This window comes from Acinetobacter schindleri CIP 107287, from assembly GCF_000368625.1.
In the GTDB taxonomy this organism is placed as follows: Bacteria; Pseudomonadota; Gammaproteobacteria; order Pseudomonadales; family Moraxellaceae; genus Acinetobacter; species Acinetobacter schindleri.
On the sequence record NZ_KB849574.1, the window covers coordinates 321,286 to 340,594 of the forward strand.

The following is a 19,309-nucleotide window of genomic DNA, read 5'->3' on the forward strand; positions in this document are numbered from 1 at the left end:
TCCATACCGCATAACTACATCTTATGCCAGCAAAACAATAAGTCAAGCCATTGTTTTTAAGTGATATTTCAAGTTAATTTGCTTCACTGCGTGTCACAAAGTGCGTATTTTTGTCACTGTCATCAACAAACGCCGCTGCACCGTATTCATCAGTTTTGAGACTTAATTCCTTATAACCGAACATATAGAAATCTGTATAACGTTTCATCAGAATTGGGTGCATTCCGACCGAAAGCGGTTCCTGTTCCTTGACCAGCTTCATCATATGACGGTCATTCATGACGACGAGATAACGTTCGTCATTCAAGCTGATGGTCAACAGGCCATTGCCGCGCGCATAAATCGGAATCAGGAATTTATGGTTCAGCGCAATCGCCTGATCGGCATAGCTTTCAATCTTGTTACTGATGACATTGAACACCAGACCATGCCCATAGATATCCAGCAGGATCTGACGGTTTTCCTGTGGCAGATTGACCTGAATGCCGAGTTTCATCAGATCATGCTGATCCACCTGTTTATTGCTGAGTAACTCGCGCAAAATGGTCTGCTTCTGATTGGCATCAAAAAACTGTGAATCGAGTTGCAGGTCATTATTTTTCAGGATACGGCCCAAAGCCATCCGATGCCGTGGCAACAGGTTTTCAATCACCTTACGGTAATAAAACTTGCTGTTCTTTTTGACCCGGCGCATCTTCTGATAAAAATAGCTGGCATCAAATTCATGCAGCAGGAAATCATTCACCAGTTCGGAGCTTGCCAACACGGCAATCGCATCGTGATTGGTAAAAGCCAGATGCAATACGTGATGTGGCGGCAGGACTTCTCTGAGCTTATGATAATGCGCACGGTCCTGGGCATAGTGCGGATCATAAATAATAATGTATTCACGATCCTCACTGACATCTGCCTTAGTAATGCGCATCTCGCCATTCAGTTCCGGCTGATAGAACATGTTATAGCGGGCGTCTTTCACATCTTCCGGATCAATCGAGTATTGCGGCACCATGGCTACGGCGCGCTGTACATCCAGAGCATTGGAATATTTAATCGCCGCATAACCGCCCATTGAACCGCCATAGGCAATACGCTGCTCAAATGGTGCAATCAGTTCAGCAATCGCGTCCAGCATGGCCTGCATAGACGCTTGTGGAAACCAGGATTTATCCTTGGGCATAATCCCGAGCACATTGAATTCAAACTTTTGCAGCGACTTCTCTGCATTGATGGTGGTTCCCTTGGCACGGGTAATCAGATCCCCAAAGGAGAAGATCAGTTCTGAAGATGAACCCGGCATAAAGATTGCGCGAATGTGCTCATCTTCAAAGACGATTTGTTTTTCCATAACTTTCCCATGCCTGTAAAGCGAACGCTTCCATTACAAATTCAATGGCGCAAAACGATGCAAAAATGAATATGCTATTTTATAGCGAAGACCAAGATTAAAAAGCGCAAAATATGACACAATCATTACATCCTGCTGCACAACAAGCTTTTAGTAGCGCTGCCGAGCGCTATCAGCAGGTGCGCCCAAGTTATCCTGAAGCATTAGTACCCTGGTTGCAACAGCAGCTTGGCTTACCCCGTCATGCCCAATTACTTGATTTGGGTAGCGGTACCGGTAAATTCCTGCCCCAGCTAAAATTACTCAGTTCGCATATTCTGGCGGTTGATCCTGTCGCAGAGATGTTAACGCAACTCAAGCAGGTTCATCCAGATATTCCGACCTTGCAGGCGATGAGTGACGCTCTGCCGCTAGAAAATGCCTTGATGGATGCTGTATTTTGCGCACAGTCTTTTCACTGGTTCGCCAATTTCGACAGCCTTAAGGAAATTCATCGGATTCTGAAAGATCAGGGCTATCTGGTCCTGATCTGGAACCAACGTGATGTTAATGTCGACTGGGTCAAAGCTCTGGCAGAATTTATTCTCCCCATGGAAGGCGATACGCCACGCTACCATAGTGGTCAGTGGCGCGATGTATTTCAAGATCAGCAGCTGTTTCACCCGGTAGCAGAAACGACTTTGCAGCAGTTCCATTCTGGAACCGTCGAACAGGTGGTGTCCAAACGTCTGCTCTCGACCAGCTTTATCGCCGCCCAGTCTGATGATGCACAGCAGCAACTCAAATCTCAGTTTGAACAAATCGTACGAGAACATACTGGCAAGCAGCCTGATGAACAGATTGACTTCCCCTATATTACCCATGTCTATATCTTTCAAAAAATTCTAACGCCTTGATAAAACTTTAACAGGACAAAACAATGCCAAATATTCAGAATCTCAGCCGAATCACCTTGCTTACATCCACCCTGTTGCTGGTGGCGTGTAATCAGAAAGATGCGCCGAAACAGGAAGCGACTCAGCAAAATGAAGCAGCTGAAGAAGTGATGAAGGAACTGAAAACACAACCGGTGAAAGATTTTCCGCAAACAGCGGATGATCAACATGATATTGCCGTACTGGATGACTTTGAGCAGCGCCTGCAATCCTTAAATGAGGATATTGAAGCTGAAACTGAGCATATGCGTAAGGAAGGTAATCTGACTGAAGAATTTATGCAGCAACGCCAGCGCGACCATATCCAGTCTGCACTGACTTTATTAAAAAGTCTGGAACTAAAAACTGAACAGGGTCGTTATATTCAGGGGCTAATTTATCAATATTGGGAACAGCAGCAAAAACTGCTGGGCACAACCTCTTCAGATAAAGCGATCCAGCATGATGCCAAGGAAAGTGTAAAAGGTTTGGGACAGTATCTGCATGCTCAGGAACAGCTGGAACACTGGCGTAACCAGTATGCAAAAACTCAGGCTAAAGTCCAGTAAGACTGATCTGCTTTCTGTTAAGGACGTTCATGATATTGCGCTAAGGTATCGTGAATGTCCTCCCACTCAGCTTTAGAACCGACATAGAAATGGCAAGTCGGTTTCTGCTCAATCGGTGTATCCAGACTGCCAATACGCAGACGATAAACATCCGGCAGATCTGCTTTCACGCTATAAATCGGAGAACCACATTCGCTACAGAAATTTCGGCTCACGCCAGTCGTGGTAGTGAATGACTTGAGTAATTTCTGTCCTTGCAGCAGATGAAAATCTGCTTTAGCAATCGGACTATTGGTAGCAAAGGCAGTACCGGTAGCTTTACGGCAACGGCGGCAGTGACATTGAATAATATCACCCAGCGATCCACGAACTTCATACTGGATTCCACCGCAGAGACAGCTACCGGCATAATGATCTTGAGTCGACATATCAGCAAACCTCCTTGTGAATAATTTTCGCCCAATATAGCCTAAAAAATTACTGACTGTGAATGTCTAAAATATCTTCGCTTCAAGCAGAATCAGACAGATAAGCCGCGACACCTTCACCCGCTGCACGACCGGTTGCCATACAGGCAGTCAACAGATAACCACCGGTGGGCGCATCCCAGTCCAGCATTTCTCCACATAGGAATACATAAGGATTGGATTTAAGTTGCAAATGTTCCGTCAGCACATCACGTTTTACACCACCTGCGCAGCTAATCGCCTCTTCAATTGGACGGAATCCCTGAAGAGGAACCATCAACTGTTTAATTTGCTGTGCCAGATGTTCAGCATCCTGCCAGATATTTTTAGGCACCAGCTCTCGCACCAGTGCAGCTTTAGCGCCTTCCAGTCCTGCCTTGCGCCAGACATTGCTTAAAGACTGCTTCTTGCTGGATTGCAGTTTATGCGCCAGTTGTGCTGCGTTTTGATCGGGAAACAGGTCCAGATACAGTTGCATGGGCTGCCCACGTTTGACCTGTTCACGCAAACCACGTCCCTGTTTATAGATCAAGCCACTTTCAAGACCATAATGACTGATGACGATATCACCCATAGTCTTGTCACTGCCTTCCACCCAAGCTGCAACCCGTTTCAGTGGCTGACCAAAGATGGGCTGTATAAACCTAGACCATGGATACTCCACTCCGACATTACTGGCCTGAAAAGGCTCAATTTCTTCTGTCTTTAGCCATGCTTGCCATTGACCATCACTGCCAAGCTTTGACCAGGATACCGCGCCACAGGCGAGGATAATCGCATCAAAGAGTTCTGTTCGTAGCTCATCAGTTTTCAGATCCAATAGTTCCAATTGATTCTGTTTTAACTGGGTCACCTGATGGCGGTAATGAAACTGTACCCCCTGCTCGGCCAGACGTTTTAACCAGGCACGTAACAGCGGAGCGGCCTTCATTTCGGTTGGAAACACCCGTCCAGAAGAACCAATATAGGGTTCAATGCCCAAACCTTGCATCCACTCTTGGATCCAGGCAGTATCCCAACGTTTTACCCACGGCGCCAGCCATTCAGCCTGATCATAACGCTGGATAAACTGTTCTACCGGTTCAGCATGCGAGATATTCAGGCCGGTCTTGCCTGCCATCAGAAATTTGCGCGCAGCTGAAGGCTTCTGCTCATAGACATGTACGTCATAATGCTGCTGGCTCAGCACTTCTGCTGCCATCAGCCCTGCCGGGCCAGTACCAACAATCGCAATGCGTTTACTCATGGCTTATTCCACAGGCGCAACATTTTGCCCCTGTAGAGGCTGGAAATCATCAAAGCGGGTGGTATAACCCTCAGGTTTCGTAATAATGAGCTGCTGACAAAGTTCACCACGTTCCAGATATTTGATCTCAAAATGAGTACGGGCCGAATCGGATGCAATGATCTGCTTGTCATAAGGCAGGTTCCATAGCTCTTTCATCTGCTGTTCAGCTTCATCAATATATTCCGGAATATTACTTGCCAACGTAATCGAACCACCTGTTTTCAGCCGTGATAGCAAAAATTCAAAGAACGGCATATTGGCCCAACGCTGTGCCGGGTTATGTGGTTCCGGATTTGGATATAGGACAAAGAACTGCTCTACCTGGCCAGGATACAGTGCATGTACCACCCATGGCAGGGCATCAGCATGTACAGTTTTTAAATTTGGCTGGCCTTCCAATTCATGCTGCTTTTGCATGGCCAGAAATTTTTCACGGGTCCGTTCAATTGCAATCAGTTTGTGCTCTGGATGTGTCCGGGTAAATAACAAGGCATGCTTGCCCTTACCTGCACCAATTTCGACACAAATCGGTTCAGGGCTAATGCTTTGAAAATCACGAGGGGCATGCATACGCTGCGCTTGAAATTGACGAATTGGCATAATCAGATCAAACTAATGAAAACCGCATAAGTCTAACAAGTGCGGCTATGTTTGCCTAATTGAATCCAATTTTTTGTGGAGTATTGTCCATGCCAACGACCCTGAAATGCCCACGTTGTGGTGCACTGACTACGTGGGAAGGCAATGCGTTTCGTCCCTTTTGTTCCGAACGCTGCAAGATGATTGATTTGGGTGCCTGGGCCAATGAAGACTATAAGCTGCCGACTCAAGATGCTCCGCAAGCTGATGGAGGCCGTGAAGAAGACCAGTTTTAAATGAGACTGACCAGAGGAAAGGAATTCGGATTGAATTCCTTTTTCATTTGGTGCTAGACTAGCCTAAAAACACTATATTCTTGATTAATAAAATAAAATTTAAATAACTATTCCAATAAAATAACAAAAAAAGAGGACATGCCGATGTTTATCCTCCTGCTTAAAATTTTTATGCTGTTCTTGCTCTTGCTATGCTGCGCCAGTATTGGCCTTGGACTCTGGAAACAGGACTATATCTTTATCTTGATTGGTATCCTGCTGGTTCTGGCCATTGTGATATTAAGACTGCAAATCCAGCAACTGCAACATGATCCTTTCGCTTGAAGTAAAAACCAAAATATTTGCACAGTCTGTTAGAAACTCTAGCTAAAAGAAGAATTATTTATAAGTTTTATTAAACTAAGGTCAGTATTTATCTTGAATTTATTTTTGGTCAAATGTTAAACTACGTAGACATTCTATATAGTTGATAATAAAATATTTTTTACTTTAAACAAGTAAGAAAACATAAAAAATTATAAAGAATGTCAATGACTTATATTTTTGGGGATTTATAAATGTTAGTAATTATACTCAAGACTGTCATGTTCTTGTTTGTTCTACTATGCTGTCTCAGTATTGGCACGGGTATCATGCGCCATGATTATTTTTTTATTAGCATTGGTATACTCATTGCACTGGCTTTTTGGATTATTAGACTTCAGGTACATAAATTACAAAATGACCCTTTCGCTTAATATGTAATCTGTATAACCCATTAACCCACTCAAATAAAAAAGGAATCTAGAATCGATTCCTTTTTCATTTTTTAGATAGCTACTACGTGTACATTAAGCGCTTAACCTGCTTTACCTGCCACAAAAGGATTATGCTGCTTTTCAAAACCAATCGTGCTCATTGGACCATGCCCTGAGATAAACTGGGTTTCCTCAGGCAGGCTAAAGCATTCACGCTGAATTGAATCAAGTAATTGCTGATGATTGCCACGTGGGAAGTCAGTACGACCAATCGAACCCTTAAACAGCACATCACCCGTCCACAGCAAACCATGATTACGGTTATAAAACATGACATGACCTGGGGTATGACCCGGTGCAAAACGGACTTCAAACTCTTCGTCCCCCAGTTTCAGTACTTCACCGCCCTCCAGCCATTCAGTCACTTCTACCTTTTCCGGAATCGGGAAGCCATAACGGGCAGAGACTTCCTGAATCATCTCCAGCCAGAACGCATCATCCTTATGTGGACCAATCACCGGCACATTCCAGGCTTTTTTCAAAGCACCCACCGCTCCAGCATGGTCTAAATGACCATGGGTCAGCCATAATGCTTTGACCGTCAGACCAAGCGCTTCGACTTCTGCTCTCAGTTTTTCCGGCTCACCTCCGGCATCAATCAAAACTGCTTCTTTGCTGTCTGTATCCCATAAAATGGAACAGTTTTGCTGAAAGGCAGTTACAGGAACAATTTTGACTTGGAGCATAGGCTTTAAAACCTCAAAAAATTAGTGAGCGAGAGTATGAGTCAATGCATCAAGATTAGCCTGTAGCAATGAATTGAGCAATTGCAAATGATCTTCGCGGCTATTCAATGCCGGAATATAGCTATAGCGTTCACCACCATTAGCCTTGAAGGTATCCGCATTTTCCATTGCCAGTTCTTCTAAGGTTTCCAGGCAATCCGCCGAGAAAGCCGGACTCATGACCTGAATTGATTTCACCCCCTGTTTGCCCCACTCTTCAATCAAGGCATCGGTATAAGGCTTAACCCATTCCTGCTTGCCAAAACGTGACTGGAAGCTAATCGCATACTGATCTTCAGATAACCCTAAAGCTTTAGCTACCATTTTCCCGGTGATACGGCAACGGTCAGCATAGGGATCGCCTTTATCAGCATAAGGCTGTGGAATACCATGAAACGACATTAACAGCTTTTCTGGCTTGCCATGAATCGCCTGATAGTCACGCACACTCTGTGCCAATGCCTGAATAAACAGTGGATGCTGATAATAATCACGAATTAGTGATAAACCCGGAAGATTACGCTGAGTCAGTACCCATCTCGCGACTGCATCGTACAGCGGCGCAGTGGAAGTGGCTGAATACTGCGGGAACAAGGGCAACAGGATCACATGATCCTGAGGTTGTGCACTGATCTGGCTAAGAACAGTCTGAATGTTCGGATTGCCATAGGTCATGGCGGGCACCACATTCAGCTCGAATTGTGGATAACGCTGAGTCAATTCTGCTCTGACTGCTTCAACCTGTTGCAGCAGGATTTCACGCATGGGTGAATCTTTAGCCCATACTTTTGCATAAGCCTGCGCAACCCGTTTAGGACGGAAAGGTAAAATAAACAGGCGCAAAATGATCTGCCAGAGCGGTTTGGGGATTTCAATGACACGCTGATCGGACAGGAACTGCTGCAGAAAAGTTCGTACTGCGGGAACGGTAGGAGCATCAGGGGTACCGAGATTTGCCAGGATAATGGTGACTTTCGGTTTAGCAAACATTCAGATCATCCGTCTTGAGGGGTCAACCCCTGTACTTTAACAGTTTTCAATAAATTTATAATATGGATTAATATACTGACTTATATTGAAAAACCCGATCTTTATCCAGTAAATTACTTTCTATCAGTTTCTGGGCTTTAGCCGTGATCTGCCATAGTAAACGCTGACGGTCATCACGGCCAGTCGGTACAATCCAGTCATTTTGTCGCATCTGCATTTTCAGGCTATGCAAGGCACGAATGTTCATCTGTGCACGTGCCACGGCATGTGCACGTGGCATTTCTATACGTGCATCTTCCAGACCGGTTTCATTTAAATATTCATTCAGGCGCTTAGAGAAGAATTCTTCTGGCGTTGAATTGACAAAAGTAGATCCAAGAATTGCCAGAAGCTCGGCCCAGGTCAGTTTTTTCTGAATTTTGAGCTCTTTAAAGTTACCATCCTGATAGGCATGCATGCGATATTCAAAAGAAAAAATTTCATGCATGGACACTTTAGGCAAGCTCAGGAATGGATCAGGCTCACGCTTGCCTGCTTCTGCTTCCATTTGGGCAATACGCGCCTTGAGCTGATCAATTTCATCATGCAGGGCTTGGGCATTTTGGGGACGTACCCAGCCAGTCACCGGATAGCGTTCTAGCATCTGGGGCATGTTCAGGCGAACTGCCATTTCCAGATCACGCAGGCTACGATAGGTAAAGACCTGATCGACTTCATTTTGTAGCAGTTTTCGGAAGTCATTAAATTTTTCACGCAATTCCGCTTTGGCATCATGCAGGGACGGCTCACGAGAGGCAGGGTCATCATGCATAAATACAATAATTGGTTTCTGCTTGGTTACTGCATAGATATATTCAAGGTGCATATAGCCAACGCCAGAAACGGACTGTTCACCATACTGGCTTCCCAGCAGGATTACCACATAGTCACAGTCATCAATCTGACGGCGAGCAAAGGCAGTACTGAGTGGATTACGCTGTTCCAGCCCCCAGGAGAAGAAGCCCATACCCACCAGTGTTTGCGACAAGATGATACGCTCTGGCTGCATTTCCGAACCAGATGTGGATATAAAAACCTGATAACGTTTATCCAGCATTCCAAACCCTCTCCAACTACCGCGAATATGCACAGTTCACCTCGATTTCCATGAGCTGTTGCATATGCGTGCCCCACTTAAAAATATCAAATTTTAAAATAATGTAATTCACTGACTTAAAACTCAGCTTATATATTACTTACAGACCATTGAATATCGTCCGGAATCAGGTGCTGTATAATCGGTTGAACTTGTTCAGCATTTTGACCACTGACAAAAATTTCGATTCTTACACTTTCTTTACGCTCGCCTTCAAATAATAACTCATTTTTGATCAAAATACGGGCGGTTTGTCTTGCAACTGCCAATCCAGAGTCAATCAATGTCATTTTATGACCAAAAATATACTGAATTGACGATTTTAGGAAGGGGTAATGTGTACATCCAAGTACTAAATAGTCTGCACCCTGATCTACAACTGGTTGTAAAATCTTAGTTAATGTCGCTAGACACGCGGGACTCATCTGCTCGCCAGCCTCGACAAAAGGCACCAGATCCAGACAGGTGACTGGAATCACATTTACCCCTGCGGGCTCGGCAAAACGGATCATGACATCTTTGATCAGCTGACCGCGAAAAGTTGCTGGTGTGGCAAGCACGGCCACAGTTTTGGATTGGGTCGCCAAAACTGCTGGCTTTAAAGCCGGTACCAGACCGATAATTGGAAAACGCTCGCCATAATGCGTACGCAAATAATCCAGACTAAAAGCTGAAGCAGTATTACATGCCACGACAGCAGCCTTGCAGCCCTTGCGATATAACCATTCAATTGCCTGCGCGGTGAGCTCACGAATGTCCTGATCCTCACGTGGACCATAAGGCACATTGGCAGTATCGGCATAATAGACGAAACGCTCATTCGGTAAATGATGCGCAATTTCTAGTGCAACAGAGAGGCCTCCGATTCCTGAATCAAAAATCCCAATGGGTGCATCTGCAGTAACATCAATAATGGGATCGAGTGTGGACGAAATCGGATAAATGGCGCTCATACAGGGGCTGTTTGCTCAAATGGACAGACATGGCACAAAGCTTAAACCTCAGGTGCCTAAATGCAAGTCTAAATCACCACTTTTCAAGTTTAATACCGTGTCGCCTTCAGAATTTTCGATAAGCTCACCCATTTCTACCAGATGTAAAAAGGCAGCTCGCTGAATCAATGCATTAATACCAAAACGCACATGCACATAAGGGCGCTGTTCATCACCAAAAGTACGCATGAAAATTGGATGTTCTTTATCTACGATGATTACATCCTGCGTCGTTGTCGTCAGCTGAATATAGCTTTTTCCATCAATTTCTACCTGATCAGCCTGCCCTACAAATAAGGGCTCATCTTCGACTTCAATTTCGATCTGCTCAACCGGGGTTTTGAGATAGAATTTGCCATCTTCCTTCCATAGCACTGTTGAGAACAGGTCAATCATGGCTTGGCGTTTAATCAATTGACCTTCGTGCCACCATTCTCCATTGGCTAAAACCTTCAAATCCATTGCGCCACAATGCTTTGGCTGCCACTGATCTAAAGGGGGTATTGACCTTTTGTGACTGTCCTGTGCATCTTTTATGTATTGTGCAATATTTGTTAAATTTTTATCATCACTCATGGCTGTTTTTTTCGTCGGATGATTCGTTTCTGCTGACTTATCCATAGTAGAAGACCTTAATGACGGAAAAATAATATGTTTCAGCCAATTGGCTTAAACTGGGTTTAAAACTATACTAGCCCACAAGATGAAAGACACTAATCTTTTTGTGTCCAGGAATTATAAATACTCATGGCAGCACCCGATCATCCGATTATGGTTGCCACCGAATGTAATATGAGGAGTCCCACATGGAGCACATCGAACGTGAATCGATGGAGTTTGACGTAGTCATCGTAGGCGCAGGCCCTGCGGGTCTTTCTGCTGCGATCAAAATCCGTCAGCTTGCAATTGAAAACAACCTGAATGATCTGTCCGTTTGTGTCGTGGAAAAAGGCTCCGAAGTCGGTGCTCATATTCTTTCTGGTGCTGTACTTGAACCACGTGCCATGAACGAGCTGTTCCCGAACTGGAAAGAAGAAGGCGCACCTTTAAATGTACCAGTGACTGAAGACAAAACCTTCTTCCTGCTCTCTGATGAAAAATCACAAGAAGCTCCGCACTGGATGGTGCCTAAAACCATGCATAACGATGGCAACTATGTCATCTCACTGGGCAATGTGGTGCGCTGGTTAGGCCAAAAAGCAGAAGAACTGGAAGTCTCGATCTTCCCGGGCTTTGCTGCCTCTGAAATCCTTTACCATGAAGATGGTTCAGTCAAAGGTATCCAGACGGGTGACATGGGCATTGGTAAAGATGGCGAACCAACGCATAACTTCACTCCAGGTTACGAGCTGCACGCGAAATACACGATTTTTGCTGAAGGCTGCCGTGGCCACTTAGGTAAACGCCTGATCCAGAAATTCAACCTGGATAAAGATGCAGATCCACAACACTACGGGATCGGCATTAAAGAACTATGGGAAATTGATCCTGCCAAGCACAAACCGGGTCTGGTCATGCATGGTGCTGGCTGGCCACTCAATGAAACCGGTTCTTCAGGTGGCTGGTGGCTCTACCATGCTGAAAATAACCAGGTGACCCTGGGCATGATCGTGGATCTTTCTTATGAAAACCCGCATATGTATCCGTTCATGGAAATGCAGCGCTGGAAAACCCATCCTCTGATCAAACAGTATCTGGAAGGCGGTAAACGTATTTCTTATGGTGCGCGTGCCGTAACCAAAGGCGGTTTTAACTCACTACCAAAATTCACTTTCCCAGGTGGTTCTTTAATCGGTGATGATGCCGGCTTCCTGAACTTTGCCAAGATCAAAGGCTCACATACTGCGATGAAGTCAGGCATGCTCTGTGGTGAAGCGGTATTTGAAGCAATCAAGGCCGGTGTAGAGAAAGGCGGTGACCTGGCAGTTGCACGTGTAACTGAAGGCGAAGATTTCTTCGTAAAAGAGTTGACTGCTTATACAGACAAGTTCAACAACAGCTGGTTGAAAGAAGAGCTGTATAGCGCGCGTAACTTTGGCCCTGCAATGCATAAGTTTGGTCAATGGATGGGTGGTGCATTCAACTTTATCGACCAGAACGTGTTTAAAGTACCATTTACCCTGCATGACCTGGTGCCAGACTTTAAGACATTGAAAACTGTTGATGCGGTGAACTTCAAGCCGAACTATCCAAAACCGGATGGCAAGCTGACTTTTGACCGCCTGTCTTCAGTGTTTGTATCGAACACTGTACATGAAGAAAACCAGCCTGCGCATTTGAAACTGACCGATGCTTCAATTCCAGTGAACGTGAACCTGCCAAAATGGGATGAGCCAGCTCAGCGCTACTGCCCGGCGGGTGTATATGAAATCATGGAAAATGATGATGGTTCGAAGCGTTTCCAGATCAATGCAGCCAACTGTGTGCACTGCAAGACCTGTGATATTAAGGATCCTTCTCAGAACATTACCTGGGTAACACCGGAAGGTGCTGGTGGTCCAAACTATCCAAATATGTAATCTCTCATGAGATATAAATAAACCCGCTTTCGAGCGGGTTTATTTATATAAGTTTTATAATATCCCTTTTAAAGCACTTAAGTATTTTTAGAAAATTCAATTTTATTTTTCTTTATTGGTTGCTTTTAAATACCAGATTGTTTCACCCCAATCACTTTCTAATTTTAGGAAAATATCTCCTTTTATAAAATACTGTGATTCAGACTGATTCGCGGGACTCCACCTTTTAAATAGAATTCACCTCGCTGTTGATATATCGCTGGACCTTCCCAAGCACAGAGTTTCTAATCTTTTGGAACAGTATATTCAAGATATTCACCATTACTATTCCAGCTCACCCTAATGCAAATATATCTCTCCATTCCTTACGACTTTTTAACTTATCAAAATCAGACTTTCTCATCCAAGAGATACCATTATCCAAACTTCCAGGCGCTGGATTCGACTTTCAATTTTTAACATGTTATACATTTAAACACTCATTATTATTTTTTTACTCATCATTGATATAGCCAACTGCGCACGCTGTAAGACCTGTGACATTTAAGATCCTTCACAGAATATTATGTGCGTTATACTTGATCTTGCTGATGGCCGAACTATCTAATATTTAATTTATTGAATAAAGAATTCTCATATACAGATTTTTTATTAACTTTCAAAACTAATTATTCTGAGTTTTTTCAAATTCATTATTTTCATAAGCTATTTGTTCATGGATAGGCCCTAATTTTTTATCGACTCTTTTACCTTTCCAACTTCGTTTTGATTCATATACCGTTCGTTGTCTAAAGTAACTAAATGGCTCTGCATTATAGATGAAACCATATTTCGAATCGTGTACATAGCTTGAATAAAAATCTACTGCTTCTTGTGAAACATTTTTTTCCCAACTCTGTAATTCCCAATCATCTATATCGACTAAAAACTCATAAGCTTTAGCAAATGGATAAATGATTCTAAATACGTGTTTTATACCTGTTAAATTAGATTGATCAAATGTGGTGAAATTTTTAGCTGCTTTAACTCTTTCAACTTCAGTGGCCATATCAGTAGGACCGGTTGGTAAAGAAAATCCGGCTTCTTCTCGAGCAATTTGACTCACTGAAAGATAAGCTAGATCTTCTTTTGATTTACCTGCTGCTAAATATTGTTGCCGTTGACGATGTAAAGTGCCATAGGCACCATAATGAAGCTTCATATAATTTATAATGTCTTTTTTTACATTACCTGTCGAGGCTCCTACTGCTTTTTGAACGGCTTCAAAAAGTTGCTGGGTTTTTTCTTCGATCTTAAACTCTTCATTAAAGATTTTAATGTCATTATTTTCTAATTCGCTATAACCAAATACTTTCACACCTGATACCGCTGCACTTTCAAGCATATGCTTCAAAGGTATACGAGCAAAATTATTACTAATTGTTTGTGAATTTGGCTCATAACCACCACCCACATCAGAATGCATCCCAGGATAGACTATTTCTTTCCATGTTCTTGGGTTAGCTAATTTTTCATCTATATGGATAGAATCAACTGGGAAAGCGAAGCGTAATTCATTACCTGCCACTAGATGTAAGCAATTTTTTACTCTCGGATCGACCACCATGTCTCGTCCTTTAAAACTAAGTTTATTTGGCATATTGGTCGCAGGCAATCCAAAAGAAGCAACAGTATCAAATATACCTAAAAACTGTATTTCCATTGGTGCAAGTTCTGCTTGACCTGAGATTTGATACTTTAGGCTCAAGTCCTCAGTTTCAGTCTTCCAAATCATTTCATTAGAAAATACCCGTGCCAGTGCAGCCCCGCGTGAGAAACCAAAGATCGATAAATTAACTTTTTTGATTAGACGATGTTCGTTGAGCTTTGCCTCCATTTTAACTATCGCTTCATTTTTTCGCGCTTCAACCTGAGGCTTTAAGGTCGCCTCGGCTTGGGCTATTTTTTGTTTGAGGATGTTTTCAAGGCTAATACTGATTTGAGACTCACCATATTTTAACCGTCTTGTACCTCCAATCCCTGTTACCCCCCCTGTAAGCTCATGGTCTTGCACTGTGGCTATTCTTTTTTCGACTTTGTTTAGCTCACCATTAAACGGAGTTCCAACTCCAGAAACATAAATAGGATGATTTAACTTCACTGGCGACTTTGTACGCTCAATTTCGAATAAACTATAAGATTGTGCATTTCGCCATAACTTTGCTGGGTTGGCGAGTTTTCCTTTATCTTGGTCTGCTTCTAAATTGTTTCCTGTCCCATCAAAAAATACAGAAATATTGACTACATCTGCACAATCTTGCTTGGCTTGTGGAGACTGGTTACTAACATCTTGATTGCTATTTTTTATTTTTTGTAAATGAGAAACCATATTCTTACCTTTTTATTTTTTTATCACTCTCATTTAATTCATCAATTAATTTCGATCTCACTTCTAATCCCATTTTTGTAGCATCAGGCATATTTCGCCCTTCAGTCAATGTGATTTCAACCCTATCATCTGGATAAAGGTGCACAGCTAAATAACTTTTTCCTTCTAAATCCTCTTTGGTTAAATAAGGAACATTTTTTGCGACGTGTTGTTTACGAATATTTGTTTGTCCCCATGTAATATATTGTGGTCCAGTAATAATCGCAGATCGTTTAGTTGCAGCACCAAAGCCTCCTCCAACTTCCTCGCCATTCACTCGTACAATGTATGGTCTATAACTTGGATCATAACCGAACGATGTTGTCGTAAGTACATAAGTTTTACTTGAGCCTGAACTACATCCCACCAAACCTAAAGCCAAGCCTACTGGTAGCATCACAATTTTTTTAAATATATTCATAACATCCCCTATAATTTTTAATTTACTTAAAGAATATGCCTAACTTCACGTTGCTTTGATGATTAATTAATTGTGTTAGCATAAAGTTCATGTTTTATGATTTATTCGTTTTCGTCAACTAAACGCTCTAAATCTTCCATCGCCTGATCCATTGTGACCATCTTATTCTTCACTTTTAGTAGTACACTTTGAAGAAGTTCATCTTGCTCGAAAGTATTTTTATATATCAAAGTTAGACAAATAAAATTTAAAATATCCCGAGTACCTTCCAAACCATATTCACGTGCTAATGCTATTTTTTTCACAACATATGGGTAAAGCTCCCATTCCTTAAAGTCCTCAACCAAGAAAGGATTATTCAGATTTAGATAATAAATCAAATGATCAGGAAAGGTTGCTTCTACCATCATGTCTTCTTGTACTGGCGTAAATGTAAACGGATTTTGCCAATCATAAAATTTCAGAGATTCATAACCATTACCGCCGATGATTTTATGTAATTTGTCTTTTCGATCCCAATACCACCAACTGTGAATAGGCTCTAATAAAACTTTCTTCTGCTGGTCTGATAACACTTGTTGCTTAACATAAAGAGTCTGGTCTGAAATTTGACCGACTAAAGTACCAAGAATAGCTGGATCCCAAAATGCTAAATACATCTCTAATCCACCTTCAAACTGGACATTTAGAAATTGCCTCAAATGTGAATATAAACTATCAAAATCTAAAGGACTTATTATTAAGGTTAATCGAGGAGTCCCAACTACGCGTTTAGAGATATATTGCCACTCGATATTATGATTATGCCCGAGTTGAACCAAATGAGGTGAGATTTCTGCAGCTTTATCACCAGCAGCTTCTGTTAATAAATTGCGGTAATGTAAATGTGAATTCTTTTTTAAAAACCAACTGTCTTGTGCTGCATCAGCCAAAGCATAAATAAAATAAGTCTTATGTTCCCCAGATGGATATTCTTCAAAAAAATAATGTAAATCAGGATGTAATAAACTTATCATCTATGAACCATCCCCTTTATTGACAAATGCCCCACGTTGACTTGCTCTTCGTGCCAGACATTCCCAACACACACTTTGTGGGAAGAATGGTAAGTTCATATTTACTTTCGTGCCAGGTACAAACTGATGCTGCCCTGCCTTCACTTCAAACTTGCCACCAGTGGTGGGCAAAATTCCTGAACTACTGATTTCAATCTGAGAACCGCCCGCGGTTAAAATGATTTTCTTGGCAGCGGTCATTTCGATCAGATCTTCAGTAGAGATAATTTTGATACCTTTACGCGCAATAGCATCTATTTCATCTCCTTGTGCCTGAATCTCGACTTTACCTTTACCTGCATATAAGCGTGCTCCGTCTTGCGCTGCGAACAGGCTTAGTTTCTGGCTGGCATGGGCAATCAAAGATTGTTGTGTACTCAGGTTAATACTCTCTCCTGCACTTTGACTAATCTGCCCATCAGCAGATAGATGAATGTCCTGCTGGGTACTCAGCGCAATCGATTGTGGTGCCGTTAGGATCATGATTACCTGTTTAAAGGCAGCAGCTTTTTTCTGATCCTGTTGTTCAATCTGCTCAATCAGGCTTTTTAACTTCTCAAAAATTTCCACTGGATCAGTTTGCTGATTTTTAGCCACATCACTGAGCACCTGACTCATCTGTAGAGCTGATTGAAGCTGGCTTTTCGCTGGTTCAGCTTCCATATGTGAACCCCTTGCAACCTGCTGTTTGTGGGTCGAAATCAGTAGACCTTCACCTGCCCGTATTGCCCCCCACTGGTCTGTTCTCAGCTCAAATCCCTCTCCACGCCTCTCACTTTCAGCCTGTTCTTTCGGATGGCTCAAATCACCTAGGTTAAGTTGACTCGCAGCATGGCTGCTATGCAACTGTGCACTGATCTGCCCGGTGGTATCATCAAAACGTAACTGGTTAAAACCTTCTCCTTGCACTTCTTGAGAGCGAATACCACTAAGTTTTTGGGTCTTTGGTAAGCGTCCTTTCTTGTCAAATTTTGTTGGTGAACGCTGACCTTCATGAATCCGGCCCACCACAAAAGGCCGGTCAATATTGCCATCAAAAAAGTCGATCACAACAATTTCACCAATACGTGGCAAGAAGCGCACACCATAACCTTCCCCTGCCCAAGGCGTGAGAACATCTACCCAGGCCGAGTCAGTATCACTGTCATTCGTTCCGGCTCCATTATCATGGGTATGATCGTCCGGACGGGTGAATAAAAACCGGATTTTGATGCGTCCCCATTCATCCACATAAATGTCTTCACTTTCTGGCCCTACTACTTTTGCCCGTTGCGGACAGGCTGGTGGTCGATGCAATAAAGGCTGATATTCAGGAACCAAAGGAATATTGCGACGTTGTAAGACTAAATGATTGGTCTGGCGCTCATCAGCATCTTTAACTTCTGTCAGCTGCCACTGGCTTTGCTGGATTAAAGCATTCACCTGTGCATTCAGGTCTTTGGGTAGATTATTCTGGTTATAGAATTGCTTGGAAAGAATCAGAAATTCTTTATCGGCTACCTGATGCTGGTCAATTTCTGGATGCTGATCTAGGCTGAACCAGTAACCGACTTGCGCATCACGTACAGTGGATGTTGCTAAAAACTGCTTGGCCTGCACATCATAAAAATGTTGCAGGTTCTGGTTAACTTCCTCAATTTGCGCATTTGATGCTGACGTAGCCTGATCTTCATGCTTGAGGTCAGTAACCCATGCCGGACTGATATGCCACGCCTGTTCCAGCCCCAGACTGGCATTATCCTGAGTTTCACTATGCTGATGCATGCTTTGTACTGAACCTGTACCTTCCTCCTGACTCAAACGATCAGCATGCCAGCGCTGGATATGCACAGCAGTTGGCTGTAATTTTCGCTCTGCAATAAAGCTGGTCATACTATCAGTCTGTTCGGTAGCACTGGAACGGTGGAAACGGATTACCCGGCGGCTTAGAGCCTGATATTGACTATTATCATCAATCAATCTGAGTTTCTGTACTGTAATCGGTGCAGAGGAATGTAGGAGCAATAGCTCAGATTCATCAATCAGCCAGTTAATACCTTCACTGCGCCATAAACGGGTTAAAAATTCATAGTCAGTTTCATTCGACTGCATACTAAAAGGACGCACATCATAAGTCTGCTGCAAACCGGATAAATCCAGCTTGAGTGCAGCCGCAAATAATGGACTGTTACTCTGCCATTCCTCAAATAATATTCTGGTAATATCGCGAACACTTTTGTCCATAAACACACGGCTATTCCGGCGTTTATGCCAAAGTGAAGTGGCATCTTCCAAAGTAAGCTTATAAAGCGTTAATGCACCATCACTTTGCCCCTGAGTTGCCCGGGTAATAATGCCTGAACTGCGAAAAAGCTGCCCCTGGTCTGTTACCTGATCTACCGCGACCTGTGTACCTATAAAACTTTTGAGAGGAATCAGGGCATTGCTAGATAAACAAATAAGTTCAATCTTCAACCCTTGATTGAGCACATGCTGTCCATCAATACGCTGCAGAAAGATTTCCGAATTAAGCTGTTGATTAGAAAACTGAATATGTAAAGCGCGTTTCTGTGCGCTTAATCCCAATTGTTCGAGTATTTGAGCAATAGAATTTCTGATCATTTTTATTTTTATGCTTATTTTTTTCGGCATTATAATAAATTTAATTGATTAAGCCTAGCCAGTTTGGTCTGATGGATTTGCTTCAATTATTCTCTGACCAGAGAAAATATGTTTGCTTGCTAAAGAGATGAGCTTTTTTAAACTTTATCTTTCTAGAATCAGGTTATTATTGTGAAATAGGCTTCACGCCCGGAAAGTATTGATTAATC

18 protein-coding genes are annotated in these 19,309 nt (G+C 42.9%); 5 read left to right on the forward strand and 13 right to left on the reverse strand.

Annotated features, from left to right (window positions below; genetic code table 11):
* Positions 1 to 73: 73 nt before the first annotated feature.
* Positions 74 to 1,345: a hypothetical protein gene (locus F955_RS01745; protein WP_004890416.1), complete on the reverse strand. Its 1,272-nt coding sequence runs from the start codon at positions 1,343 to 1,345 to the stop codon at positions 74 to 76.
* Between the two features lie 113 nt (positions 1,346 to 1,458).
* Here F955_RS01745 and F955_RS01750 point away from each other — a divergent pair, with 113 nt between their 5' ends.
* The gene (locus F955_RS01750; RefSeq protein WP_004890418.1) at positions 1,459 to 2,241 is read left to right on the forward strand and encodes a class I SAM-dependent methyltransferase; all 783 of its coding nucleotides are present in this window, start codon (positions 1,459 to 1,461) and stop codon (positions 2,239 to 2,241) included.
* Between the two features lie 23 nt (positions 2,242 to 2,264).
* On the forward strand, positions 2,265 to 2,828 hold the full coding sequence (locus F955_RS01755; protein ID WP_004890420.1) for a hypothetical protein: 564 nt from the start codon (positions 2,265 to 2,267) through the stop codon (positions 2,826 to 2,828).
* Positions 2,829 to 2,845: 17 nt separating this feature from the next.
* Here F955_RS01755 and F955_RS01760 read toward each other — a convergent pair whose 3' ends face one another.
* The 3 genes from F955_RS01760 to F955_RS01770 form a co-directional block, all read right to left on the reverse strand.
* Positions 2,846 to 3,256: a GFA family protein gene (locus F955_RS01760; protein ID WP_004890423.1), complete on the reverse strand. Its 411-nt coding sequence runs from the start codon at positions 3,254 to 3,256 to the stop codon at positions 2,846 to 2,848.
* A gap of 82 nt (positions 3,257 to 3,338) precedes the next feature.
* A complete protein-coding gene (locus tag F955_RS01765; protein ID WP_004890425.1) occupies positions 3,339 to 4,541 on the reverse strand; it encodes a TIGR03862 family flavoprotein in 1,203 nt (400 codons plus the stop codon).
* 3 nt (positions 4,542 to 4,544) lie between these two features.
* Positions 4,545 to 5,189 (reverse strand): class I SAM-dependent methyltransferase, encoded by a 645-nt coding sequence (locus F955_RS01770; RefSeq protein WP_171058630.1) that lies wholly within the window; start codon positions 5,187 to 5,189, stop codon positions 4,545 to 4,547.
* 83 nt (positions 5,190 to 5,272) lie between these two features.
* Here F955_RS01770 and F955_RS01775 point away from each other — a divergent pair, with 83 nt between their 5' ends.
* The gene (locus F955_RS01775) at positions 5,273 to 5,458 is read left to right on the forward strand and encodes a DNA gyrase inhibitor YacG (RefSeq protein ID WP_004890428.1); all 186 of its coding nucleotides are present in this window, start codon (positions 5,273 to 5,275) and stop codon (positions 5,456 to 5,458) included.
* Positions 5,459 to 5,602: 144 nt separating this feature from the next.
* Positions 5,603 to 5,782 carry a hypothetical protein gene (locus F955_RS01780; protein ID WP_004890431.1) on the forward strand — a complete coding sequence of 60 codons (180 nt, stop codon included), beginning with the start codon at positions 5,603 to 5,605 and terminating at the stop codon, positions 5,780 to 5,782.
* 514 nt (positions 5,783 to 6,296) lie between these two features.
* Here the strand turns inward: F955_RS01780 and F955_RS01790 are convergent.
* The 5 genes from F955_RS01790 to F955_RS01810 all read right to left on the reverse strand — a co-directional run bounded on the left by F955_RS01790 (position 6,297) and on the right by F955_RS01810 (position 10,718).
* The gene (locus F955_RS01790) at positions 6,297 to 6,941 is read right to left on the reverse strand and encodes an MBL fold metallo-hydrolase (protein WP_004890436.1); all 645 of its coding nucleotides are present in this window, start codon (positions 6,939 to 6,941) and stop codon (positions 6,297 to 6,299) included.
* 21 nt (positions 6,942 to 6,962) lie between these two features.
* Positions 6,963 to 7,970 (reverse strand): ferrochelatase, encoded by a 1,008-nt coding sequence (hemH, locus tag F955_RS01795; RefSeq protein WP_004890438.1) that lies wholly within the window; start codon positions 7,968 to 7,970, stop codon positions 6,963 to 6,965.
* A gap of 67 nt (positions 7,971 to 8,037) precedes the next feature.
* Positions 8,038 to 9,066 carry a DUF4062 domain-containing protein gene (locus F955_RS01800; protein ID WP_004890442.1) on the reverse strand — a complete coding sequence of 343 codons (1,029 nt, stop codon included), beginning with the start codon at positions 9,064 to 9,066 and terminating at the stop codon, positions 8,038 to 8,040.
* A 128-nt stretch (positions 9,067 to 9,194) separates the two neighbouring features.
* Positions 9,195 to 10,058, reverse strand: a complete 864-nt coding sequence (gene murI / locus F955_RS01805) for a glutamate racemase (RefSeq protein WP_004890445.1) — start codon at positions 10,056 to 10,058, stop codon at positions 9,195 to 9,197.
* A 48-nt stretch (positions 10,059 to 10,106) separates the two neighbouring features.
* On the reverse strand, positions 10,107 to 10,718 hold the full coding sequence (locus F955_RS01810) for a DUF1285 domain-containing protein (RefSeq protein ID WP_004890448.1): 612 nt from the start codon (positions 10,716 to 10,718) through the stop codon (positions 10,107 to 10,109).
* 185 nt (positions 10,719 to 10,903) lie between these two features.
* Between F955_RS01810 and F955_RS01815 the strand changes: the two genes are divergently transcribed.
* Complete coding sequence (locus F955_RS01815; RefSeq protein WP_004890452.1) at positions 10,904 to 12,616, forward strand: electron transfer flavoprotein-ubiquinone oxidoreductase; 1,713 nt, start codon at positions 10,904 to 10,906, stop codon at positions 12,614 to 12,616.
* 664 nt (positions 12,617 to 13,280) lie between these two features.
* On the opposite strand, the gene F955_RS01820 is transcribed toward F955_RS01815, so the two are convergent.
* The 4 genes from F955_RS01820 to F955_RS01835 form a co-directional block, all read right to left on the reverse strand.
* On the reverse strand, positions 13,281 to 14,984 hold the full coding sequence (locus F955_RS01820) for a T6SS phospholipase effector Tle1-like catalytic domain-containing protein (protein WP_004890455.1): 1,704 nt from the start codon (positions 14,982 to 14,984) through the stop codon (positions 13,281 to 13,283).
* A gap of 4 nt (positions 14,985 to 14,988) precedes the next feature.
* Positions 14,989 to 15,444: a hypothetical protein gene (locus tag F955_RS01825; protein WP_004890458.1), complete on the reverse strand. Its 456-nt coding sequence runs from the start codon at positions 15,442 to 15,444 to the stop codon at positions 14,989 to 14,991.
* A gap of 101 nt (positions 15,445 to 15,545) precedes the next feature.
* Positions 15,546 to 16,460 (reverse strand): DUF4123 domain-containing protein, encoded by a 915-nt coding sequence (locus tag F955_RS01830; RefSeq protein ID WP_004890460.1) that lies wholly within the window; start codon positions 16,458 to 16,460, stop codon positions 15,546 to 15,548.
* Positions 16,461 to 19,100, reverse strand: a complete 2,640-nt coding sequence (locus F955_RS01835) for a type VI secretion system Vgr family protein (protein ID WP_004890464.1) — start codon at positions 19,098 to 19,100, stop codon at positions 16,461 to 16,463.
* Between the last annotated feature and the right edge of the window lie 209 nt (positions 19,101 to 19,309).